Here is an 8,831-nt window from a genome sequence, read left to right on the forward strand (position 1 = left end):
GGCTTGCCCGGCTGCTCTTCGCACCGCGCCAAATGCAGCCGGGCAAGCCCGGCTCTACGTCATTGCACCGCGCCAAAAGCTGTCGGGCTCGCCCGGCTCTCGCCTATACCCGCTTGCTTCAGCAGTCCTTCACTACGACGTAGATGAGCAAAGCACAAGCAAGCGACATCATGGGTGAGAAGTAGAAAATCGCGAATGACGTCCCGCCATCGGACCCCATAACGAACATTCCAGCAAATGCCGCCAATCCGCCCAATGCCCCTTTTAGTGCCCTTCCCAAGCGGGACCTGGAGTTGAATGCAAGATACGCCACACCAAAGCTAAACCCCAGTACAAGCAACGCAAACAGTCCTTTTCCCACACCGAACTGAATGCACGCCATCACAAAGGTCATCATGTAAAAAAGGCTCAACGCCATGTACGCGCAGATGAGACTTGCGAAACAGACACGTAACCCGCGCCCTCGATGGATTACCGACCACCTAGCAACAGCAAGTACCACGCAAGCCGCAGCGCAAAAGCCCAATAGACCCCACTGAACGCCCAAAAGGTTGTGAGCCGGCTGCATTAATCCAGTGAGTATCGCGAGCATCATGAATATGCCGCTGATCCCGAGACCATATGACGCGTTATCTATCAAAATGGGCCTCGCTGCGCCTTTAGGGAATCTCCACTTCCAGCCCGAGTGTAACCCTGCTCGATGGTCGCGCTGACCACCCGTTTGCTGATCAAGGAGCTCCAATCTCCGCCTTCACCACCTCGGCCACGTCAGTGTTGTCGATGTAGCGGCCGTCGTTCAGGCCCACGTGGTCCCGGTAGCCTGGGTCAGTGCCCTTGACCCGGCCAGCTAGACGCTCAGACCCGACGCCCTTGGCCCACAACGGCACCAACGCGTTGGAATGATTCCCGGTCGGCCGGAAAGTCATACCGGGCATCTTTCCCTTGCCATGGTTCACCACCGGGTCGAAGGCGACGCGCTGGGCATCGGTGCCCATCGGCAGGCTGTTGTCGTGGTCGGTCGTCACGATCACCAGGTTGCGCTCCCAGCCGCCGTTGGCCTCCACCCACTTCACCACCGCCGCCACGGCGTTGTTGAAGTCGACGGTTTCCTCAATCAAGCGGCCGTACTGGGGCTGGTCGGTGCATTCCCCGTAATGCCACTCGGTTCCGCAGGCGCTGGTATGGGCGGCCCAGTCGGTCGCCCCGCCCTCCACCATCAGCAACAGGCCCTGGTCCGAGCGGCGCTTCAAAAACTCCAGCGCCCCAGTGGTCATGGTGGCCAGGTCTGGTACGGACGCGACGGCCTTGGTGCCGGAGGGACGTGAGCCGTCCGGGCCAAGTACTGCATCCTGTCGCGCCTGCTGCAGGGTGTTCGCCACTTCGGCCACGCCGATCAAGGGGCGATCGGAGGGCAGCTGGCCCTGCGCCAGCCGGGTAAAGTCCTGCCGGCTACGGATCAAGCGCCACGGGCCTGCCGGGTTGCCGCCGACCGCTGTGCCGGACTGGAGCTGCTGCCAGTCTTCCTGCGAGACGTACTGCCACTGGGTATCGCAGCCGTCCAGGCTGTCCACCTTGGGCGTGGCCGGGCACGGCTTGCCGCTGACATCAAAGCCCGGACCACCCGCCCCCATGATCAGGTCCATATGCCCCTGCGACAGCATCTGGTGCGCCAGCGCGTGGTAGTTGTTGCGCGATTCGTTCTGCGCCGCAAACGCCGCCGGGGTGGCGTGCGAGAACGGCACCGTGGTCACCACGCCCGTCGCCATCCCCCGGCGCTTGGCCCACAGCGCGCTGTAGTCCACCGGCTGCCCGTTGTTGTTGAAGTTGATGGCGTTGTTGTAGGTCTTTACCCCGGAGGACAGCGCCGTCCCCGCAGCCGCGCTGTCGGTGGCGACGGAGGCCAGGTACTGGTAGCCCACGAACGGCAGGTCCGGAGCCGGCACCTCGGTGGTGTCCCACGCCCGCGCAGGGTCGTAGCTGATCGACTGGTTGGTCTCGCCGGTCGGCTGGCTGCTGCTGTTGAGAGGGAAGGTGGTCACCCCGAAGCGCTGCGGGAAGTCGGCATACGGCGTGCCTTCGCGGCTGCCGTACTGCCAGTAGGCGGCGGCATCCCAGGTGCCCCAACCGGCCCCGTCGTTGATCATGACGATGATGTTCTTCGGTGCCGGGGACGACGCGGCTGAATCGACTTGCTGCACGGACTGGCAACCCGCCAATGCAGTGGCAAGCAGGATGACGGACGCGCACTTCAGCGGCGTGCGCGCAGAACACAGGGGCTTGATCAAGGACATGGGCAGATCGGGTATGGAAACGGAGACATCCCTGCATGTTATACAGTTACATTGTGACAGTGCTGCGCCAACAGTACTGGCTAGAATGCGCGGCATGACCAAACAACTGACAGAGACCAGTAAGTACCTCAGCTACATCCTTCGCCATGAACCACAGTCCATCGGGCTGGAGCTGGACAGCGAAGGCTGGGTGGATATCGATACCTTGATCAGCGCGGCAGGCAAGGCCGGGACGGCGCTGGACCGCGAACTCATTCAACGCGTGGTCGACACCAGCGATAAAAAGCGGTTCACGGTTTCAGCGGACGGGCAGCGCATCCGCGCCGCGCAGGGTCACACCACTGCTGCGGTGGACATCCAGCATGTGGCCAAAATCCCGCCGGACGTGCTGTATCACGGCACCGCCACGCGGTTTCTGGACTCGATTCTGGCGGAAGGCCTGCGCCCCGGGCAGCGGCATCATGTGCATCTGTCGGAGAACGTGGCCACCGCAACCGAAGTGGGCAAGCGTTATGGCACACCGGTGATTCTGCAGGTGGATGCCGTGCGCCTGCATCAGCAGGGCGTGGCGTTCTTCCAGGCGGACAACGGGGTATGGCTGGTAGAGCAAGTACCCACCGAGTTTCTGGCACTGGTGAACAACTAAGGAACCCACATGGCTCAGGAAGAGATATACCTCAGCACCGACGTCGAGGCCGACGGCCCCATCCCTGGCCCGCATTCAATGCTCAGCTTCGCATCGGCGGCCTACCGCGCAGACAAGACCCTGATCGGGACATTCACCGCGAATCTGGAGACGCTGCCGGACGCCAGCGGCCATCCGGACACGATGAACTGGTGGGCGACGCAGCCCAAGGCTTGGGCAGCCTGCCGTGCGGATTGTGAAGCGCCGGAAGCGGCCATGCAGCGTTACGTGGCATGGATCAGGACGCTACCGGGCAAGCCCGTCTTCGTCGGCTACCCGGCCGGCTACGACTTCCTGTTCGTGTACTGGTACCTGATGCGTTTTGTCGGGCAAAGCCCGTTCTCGCACTCCGCGCTGGACATCAAGACCTTCGCGATGGCGCTGATGAAGTCCGACTACCGGGCGGCGACCAAGCGCAACATGCCCAAGCGTTGGTTCGACAAACTGCCGCATACCCACGTGGCCCTGGATGACGCGATCGAACAGGGCGCGCTGTTCTGCAACATGCTGAAAGAACGGTAGAGCCACGCCCTGCGTGGCTAGCCTCAGAAACAGAACGTATGCCTACGGTACGTTGATACGCAGCGGTGGGGGCTTCACTTCGTTCCACTTGACGCCGCGTCGTTCTAAAAGCCCATCCGATACACCAGAATCGTCTGCATTGGCGTATGCGATGGGAGTACGCAGCGCAACGTTGTATGAAGTCCCCGGCGAAACACGATAGCTCTTATCAAGTTCTACTTCGACCACAAGCGCTCCACCAGCAGAAATGGGGACGGAGCCACGATCGACGGGAATCTCATCCAACATGATGCCAATGTACTCAATCGAACCCGCATTCTCTTTCTTGACGACGAAAGCGTCATTGAGCAGCATGCCTCGCGCATTGACGCTGGGAAGCGAAGCAAGTGATACAAGTGCCACTTGATCCCCCACATTGACGAGACTCAGCGCAACCGTAGATGCGTTGGCACTTCCCTTCACTGGTCCTAGCTGTACGTCCAAACGAGCATCAGCCATCGCATCCATAGCCAATCCGGCTGCGATTCCAAGTAAAAGCGCTCTCAACAAGTAGTTCATGACCTCTCCATGTTTGGCCGAGCCAGGATCTGCCGAACCGCCGCAAGCAAGCTCCAAACCACCATCAATCAGACGAGCGCTTCAACCATTCGAAGAGGCAATCATGTTCCTCATCCTGACCGTCACTCACGCGATCGCCGTTCCCAAGGTTGGATTGATTCTGGAACCGGATATTCCAATCCCTCCGGGCTTCAAGCCATTCAGCACCAAGGTGGCGATCAAGCCTCCGGAACAGGAGCCGTTTGAAGCCGAGGCCGAGTTCAATCTCACGCGCTTCAATCCGGGTGGCTCCGTGATCCAGATCAGGCTGAAGGATACGCCCGAAACCTCCGTACCAGCTGGAAGCCAGGTACTTATGCCAGAGTCTTCTCGAAAACTGCTTGAGATCGGCGCTGCGCCCTGAATCGCATCCTTGTGAAACTGGTGCTCAAAGGACTCAAGCACCACTACCAGTGCGGTTGTTCTCACTCAACTCAGAATCCACTTCCAGCGTCCCGTCAGGTGCCCAGAACCTCCAAGTTCCGACCACCTCCTCGCCCATCTCGTACTGGCCTTCCGCGGCTACAGTTCCGCTTGGATAGTAGTCGCGCCACTGCCCATACTCGGCACCCTCTGCATAGTTCCCTTCCGACGCCAATTCTCCGCCGGGATGGTACGCCCGGAACAACCCGTGACGTATCCAGCGGGTTGAATCATCGGACAGGTAGCGAGAGTACCGGAATCTAATCTCGCCAGTCTCATAGAAAACTTCAGCGATATGCAACTGCATCATGAATCACGAACGAGGCTGAAAGTTTGCGTCCACGAATGCAACAGCAAAATCATTAGCATTCACAGATAAGCCCTGTCGCCCCGCACTTTCAACACCCGCCTCCCAAATAGCTTTGATCCGCAGGGGAAGGGAGTCAGGAAACTGCATCTGCGCGGCAACGACATCCAACCAACCGCCTTCAACTCCATATACTTCCCTGAGTTTGGGCTCCATTGCCTTCAGCACCTGCTCCTGCTCGGGATCAAGCAGGCCAACCGCGCTCAACACGTAACACTCCAAAAGCCGAAGAAATGGCTTTCCCGAATACCTATCCATATCCATTCCTATCAAACATAAAACTTAACACTGAACGCAAACAAGCTCAAAGCCAGCGGACAAGTTCAATGGCTCTTTGGTGAAAGCTTCCCTGGCCCATGCGCGATCATACCCGTGACCTCGGAGATAGTTCATTCCAACACTGATCATGATCCTCGCTACAATCGCCGTTAGAAGTGCCTAGCCACCTCCCGCTCACATACCTCCTGAGCAACAAATCTGGCATCCATAGGGAGCGCAGCCATGTTCTTTCCCCTAAAGCACTTTACCTTGACCAACATGAGCCTTTCGCAGATTCGAAGCTCACATTGAAAGAATGCCACCGCAGCCCCCCCGCGGCGTCAAGTGACCATCGCCCGCTGATTGACGGTAGCGCTGAGGCCGGCCATTGCCCTTGGCAGAAACCACAGCATCCCTTTCGGAGGCGCTGTGCTTGGATCAGAGCTATCGGTCTGGCCTTTCGATGCGAAGCACCTCCATAAATGGCTACGCACCGATAACTCGAGCCATACCGGGGGATAGAGCTGCAGAGCGCGCTGTACGATAGGCATCGCCCACTCTGGCGTTTCACGCAATGCCTCCCGACTTGCCGGTGTCGCAATCGCACCTCTGTGCAGATTCAAGAGCAACTTCAAGGCACTGCCCTCTTCATCCATGCAGGCCGAATTGTCGTAGACACGAAGCGTCGTCAAACGATCCATCAAGGAAATCAGATTCTCTCGCGAGCGCTCATATCTGACGCGGATCAGATCGGCCGACACGTGATGCCCGCCGCCGGCCACTCGCCGCGCCACACGCTCGACATGAAGTTCAGCACTCTCCAGTCCGCAGAACCAGATGGTTACATCGTGATCCTCGGTTGCCTCCCGGAGCAGCGCGGGAATGGTGTTCCCCCCAAGGGTCGTTTCGAACGCGTAGTCCTCTCCATCCACTATTGCTCGCAGCAGCCGATTCTTCCCAACCTCCCATGCATCCGCGTTTGCCTTGCCTGAATCAACGCCAATCTGCTTGAGCTCGTCAGCGACGGCATCCGGATTGAACCAGTCTGCTCCCTGTTCACGGAGCATCGTACCGAGCAACGAGCTCTTTCCAGCTCCGTTCACTCCAGCCAACACCAGTATTGTCGGCATGTCAGAACACCGGTCCGGGCTTGATTTTCCCCTGCCGCGGCGGGCTGTTCACCACAGTCTCCAGAACCTTCCCGTCTTTCAGCACGGCAAGCCGGTCGTCCCACTTGGCCTGTACCCGGGCCAGGAGAAGCGCCTTCTCGATTTCATCGGAGGCAATCTCCCCGGTGGAATCTCCGGTTGCCAGCCTGACCAGAAGCTCGTACATCTCGGCTGAAAGAATGACGACTTCGTCGCGCAGATGCCCTGGAACCACGACGGCCGGGACGCTGGTCACCTGCGCCATGATGCCGGCCCAGCCCTCCTGCTCCATCTGGGCTTTCGTCAACGACGGCAGATGCGGGAGTCCTATTCTGGTCGTTCCTGCGTCGTCGGTCTTTTTCCGTGAGTGGACCGACGACTTGGGCCGCTTAGCCTTCGTAGAACCTGCGGAAGTACCAATACTGGGATTGCGTCCAACGGGATCGATCGGCTTCATGGCGGGGAGCCCCCGTTCAATGATTTGGTTCATCGTACACCTGTGGTAGTGAGATGGGGTTCGGGCTTCAATTCCATTGTTAGTGCGGCATACCACCGCAGTAATCACTTTTGAGCCATCTGTTCTGTAAGAAACATCCGATTTGTTGCAAATCGATCTGCATCCCCGCCGCGTGCACTCGGCGAGGTGCAGACGTGTGCGTCAGGTCGAACGTTTCACGGTCTGGCGGGTGACCACTTCCGGCATCGGCCGCACGGTCAGTGCGATACCGCCGGGGATCGGGTGCGGGATCAGCACGTCGCCGATGCGGAAGCCGGCTGTTTGCAGCCACATGCCACGCAGCTTGACGCAGGGAATACGGATGCCATCGGGATCACCGTCATCGTCGCGATGTGTGAGCGCTTCGACGCGGATGCTCTTGGGCCGCTGAACGTGCAGGGGACGCTTGGGCCGGGTTTCTTCGGACATGGAATTGCTCCTTGGGAAGTCACCCCTCGCCAGGATGGCGAGGGGGTCGGGAGGCTGAAACCCGTTAGAGAATGCGAAGAACGGTGTGGCGTATTTCCGCGAAGGTATTGCATTTCGCCACCCTCCCGACCATGGAACATTCGGCATCGCATTTCTAACGGAGGTTTCAGACTCCTTGACTCCACCATGCGCAATACAGCGAGCGATTGGAAACGGCCCGCGAGCAAGCATAGGTCGAGTGCAACGGAGGCGTGCGATGGGATGACGCGGATGCCATGTTTTTTCCGTCTTCCGTGCCGATTGCGCTCAATTCAGCGACGAATTCTTGACGGCGCGCCTCAGAATCGATTTTGAGATTTGTTTTTCGATTCCGTCGTCAATGGCCCGGATTGCGTGGAACGCCCCCGTGTGAGGCTCCATCCCACACAATTCAGACGCCCCCGCCCGCCTCATGGCATCATTTACCCTGTCGTCCTTGCCCTGCCCGCCATGACCATCCGCGGCAAAGCCACTTCACTGGATATCGCCCATCTGGCCGGGGTGTCGCAGCCGACCGTGTCGCGGGCGCTGCGCGGCAGTCCGATGGTCAACCCGGAGACTCGGGAGCGCATCCTGCGCATAGCCCGCGAGCTGAACTACAAGGTGGACAAGAACGCCTCCAGCCTGCGCCTTCGCAATGCGGGCACGCTGGCGCTGCTGTTCTTTGAAGACCCCACCAACGACGACTCGCTGATCAACCCGTTCTTCCACGCCATGCTGGGCTCGATCACCCGGGCCTGCGCGTTGCGCGGCAACGACCTGCTGGTTTCGTTCCAGCAGCTGTCCACCGACTGGCAGGCCGATTACGAGGACAGCAACAAAGCCGACGGCATCATCCTGCTGGGCTACGGCGACTACCACGAGTCCCGCGAGCGCCTACAACGGCTGGTGGAGCAAGGCACCCATTTCGTGCGCTGGGGTGCGGCCCTGCCGGACCAGCCGGGGGTGTCGATCGGCTGCGACAACTTCCAGGGCGGACATGACATCACCGCGCACCTGCTGGACCAGGGCTGCCGTCGGATTGCCTTCATCGGGCATGCGTCCAGCCACTACCCGGAATTCGAGGAGCGTCATCGCGGATATGTGGCAGCGATGGCGGCGCGGGGTGTGGTTGCCGTGCCCACCCTGCAGCGTGATGCGATCACGACCGAGCAGTCGGGTTATGAGGCGTGCCTGGCGTTGTTGGCCAGCGGGGAGAAGTTCGATGCGCTGTTTGGGGCCAGTGACCTGATTGCGATTGGCGCGATGCGGGCGCTGCGCGAAGCCGGACTGCGGGTGCCCCAGGATGTGGCGCTGGTGGGGTTTGATGACATTCCGCTGGCGGCGTCGGTGTCGCCGACGCTGTCGACCGTGCAGCAGGATACGAAGCAGGCGGGGCAGCTGCTGGTGGAGAAGCTGCTGGCGCTGATCCAGGGCGAGAAGGTGGAGAGCCAGACCATTCCGGTGAAGCTGGTGGTGCGGGAGTCTTCCGTTCGTCAGGATAGGTGAGCCGGGTTACCGGTAGCGGGGGGGGGGGGGGGGGGGGGGGGGGGGGCCCGCGGCGGCCCCCCGCGGCCCCCGCCGCCCGCGGGGGCGG

10 protein-coding genes and 1 pseudogene are annotated in these 8,831 nt (G+C 60.3%); 4 read left to right on the forward strand and 7 right to left on the reverse strand.

The genetic code is table 11. The annotated features are described in order from the left end of the window. Positions 1 to 118: 118 nt before the first annotated feature. Together QMX83_RS17920 and QMX83_RS17925 are read right to left on the reverse strand one after the other, a co-directional pair. On the reverse strand, positions 119 to 397 hold the full coding sequence (locus QMX83_RS17920) for a hypothetical protein (protein WP_282298001.1): 279 nt from the start codon (positions 395 to 397) through the stop codon (positions 119 to 121). A gap of 331 nt (positions 398 to 728) precedes the next feature. Continuing rightward, the gene (locus tag QMX83_RS17925; protein WP_282298002.1) at positions 729 to 2,291 is read right to left on the reverse strand and encodes an alkaline phosphatase; all 1,563 of its coding nucleotides are present in this window, start codon (positions 2,289 to 2,291) and stop codon (positions 729 to 731) included. A 94-nt stretch (positions 2,292 to 2,385) separates the two neighbouring features. On the opposite strand from QMX83_RS17925, the gene QMX83_RS17930 reads away from it, so the two are divergent. Next, on the forward strand, positions 2,386 to 2,937 hold the full coding sequence (locus QMX83_RS17930) for an RNA 2'-phosphotransferase (RefSeq protein ID WP_282298003.1): 552 nt from the start codon (positions 2,386 to 2,388) through the stop codon (positions 2,935 to 2,937). A gap of 9 nt (positions 2,938 to 2,946) precedes the next feature. Next, a complete protein-coding gene (locus QMX83_RS17935) occupies positions 2,947 to 3,498 on the forward strand; it encodes a hypothetical protein (RefSeq protein WP_282298004.1) in 552 nt (183 codons plus the stop codon). Between the two features lie 42 nt (positions 3,499 to 3,540). Here QMX83_RS17935 and QMX83_RS17940 read toward each other — a convergent pair whose 3' ends face one another. Continuing rightward, positions 3,541 to 4,056, reverse strand: coding sequence for a hypothetical protein (locus QMX83_RS17940; RefSeq protein ID WP_282298005.1), 516 nt, complete (start codon positions 4,054 to 4,056; stop codon positions 3,541 to 3,543). A 103-nt stretch (positions 4,057 to 4,159) separates the two neighbouring features. Here QMX83_RS17940 and QMX83_RS17945 point away from each other — a divergent pair, with 103 nt between their 5' ends. Next, on the forward strand, positions 4,160 to 4,459 hold the full coding sequence (locus QMX83_RS17945; protein WP_282298006.1) for a hypothetical protein: 300 nt from the start codon (positions 4,160 to 4,162) through the stop codon (positions 4,457 to 4,459). A 372-nt stretch (positions 4,460 to 4,831) separates the two neighbouring features. Here QMX83_RS17945 and QMX83_RS17950 read toward each other — a convergent pair whose 3' ends face one another. From QMX83_RS17950 to QMX83_RS17965, 4 genes and pseudogenes are all read right to left on the reverse strand, one after another. Continuing rightward, positions 4,832 to 5,095 carry a hypothetical protein gene (locus QMX83_RS17950; protein WP_282298007.1) on the reverse strand — a complete coding sequence of 88 codons (264 nt, stop codon included), beginning with the start codon at positions 5,093 to 5,095 and terminating at the stop codon, positions 4,832 to 4,834. Between the two features lie 566 nt (positions 5,096 to 5,661). Beyond that, positions 5,662 to 6,273, reverse strand: a pseudogene (locus tag QMX83_RS17955) (hypothetical protein); the annotation flags it as partial. A gap of 1 nt (position 6,274) precedes the next feature. Further along, a complete protein-coding gene (locus tag QMX83_RS17960; RefSeq protein WP_282298008.1) occupies positions 6,275 to 6,748 on the reverse strand; it encodes a hypothetical protein in 474 nt (157 codons plus the stop codon). A gap of 201 nt (positions 6,749 to 6,949) precedes the next feature. Further along, positions 6,950 to 7,216 carry a hypothetical protein gene (locus QMX83_RS17965; protein ID WP_282298009.1) on the reverse strand — a complete coding sequence of 89 codons (267 nt, stop codon included), beginning with the start codon at positions 7,214 to 7,216 and terminating at the stop codon, positions 6,950 to 6,952. A gap of 489 nt (positions 7,217 to 7,705) precedes the next feature. Here QMX83_RS17965 and QMX83_RS17970 point away from each other — a divergent pair, with 489 nt between their 5' ends. Next, a complete protein-coding gene (locus QMX83_RS17970) occupies positions 7,706 to 8,743 on the forward strand; it encodes a LacI family DNA-binding transcriptional regulator (protein ID WP_282298010.1) in 1,038 nt (345 codons plus the stop codon). The last annotated feature ends 88 nt before the right edge of the window (positions 8,744 to 8,831 follow it).

Origin of the sequence: Stenotrophomonas sp. PS02289, assembly GCF_029960115.1 — a bacterium.
Lineage (GTDB): Bacteria > Pseudomonadota > Gammaproteobacteria > Xanthomonadales > Xanthomonadaceae > Stenotrophomonas.

Coding starts and splice junctions, on each gene's coding strand:
- QMX83_RS17920 (WP_282298001.1), bottom strand. CDS start 397: ATGATGACCTTTGTGATGGCGTGCATTCAGTTCGGTGTGGGAAAAGGA.
- QMX83_RS17925 (WP_282298002.1), bottom strand. CDS start 2,291: ATGTCCTTGATCAAGCCCCTGTGTTCTGCGCGCACGCCGCTGAAGTGC.
- QMX83_RS17930 (WP_282298003.1), top strand. CDS start 2,386: ATGACCAAACAACTGACAGAGACCAGTAAGTACCTCAGCTACATCCTT.
- QMX83_RS17935 (WP_282298004.1), top strand. CDS start 2,947: ATGGCTCAGGAAGAGATATACCTCAGCACCGACGTCGAGGCCGACGGC.
- QMX83_RS17940 (WP_282298005.1), bottom strand. CDS start 4,056: ATGAACTACTTGTTGAGAGCGCTTTTACTTGGAATCGCAGCCGGATTG.
- QMX83_RS17945 (WP_282298006.1), top strand. CDS start 4,160: ATGTTCCTCATCCTGACCGTCACTCACGCGATCGCCGTTCCCAAGGTT.
- QMX83_RS17960 (WP_282298008.1), bottom strand. CDS start 6,748: ATGAAGCCGATCGATCCCGTTGGACGCAATCCCAGTATTGGTACTTCC.
- QMX83_RS17965 (WP_282298009.1), bottom strand. CDS start 7,216: ATGTCCGAAGAAACCCGGCCCAAGCGTCCCCTGCACGTTCAGCGGCCC.
- QMX83_RS17970 (WP_282298010.1), top strand. CDS start 7,706: ATGACCATCCGCGGCAAAGCCACTTCACTGGATATCGCCCATCTGGCC.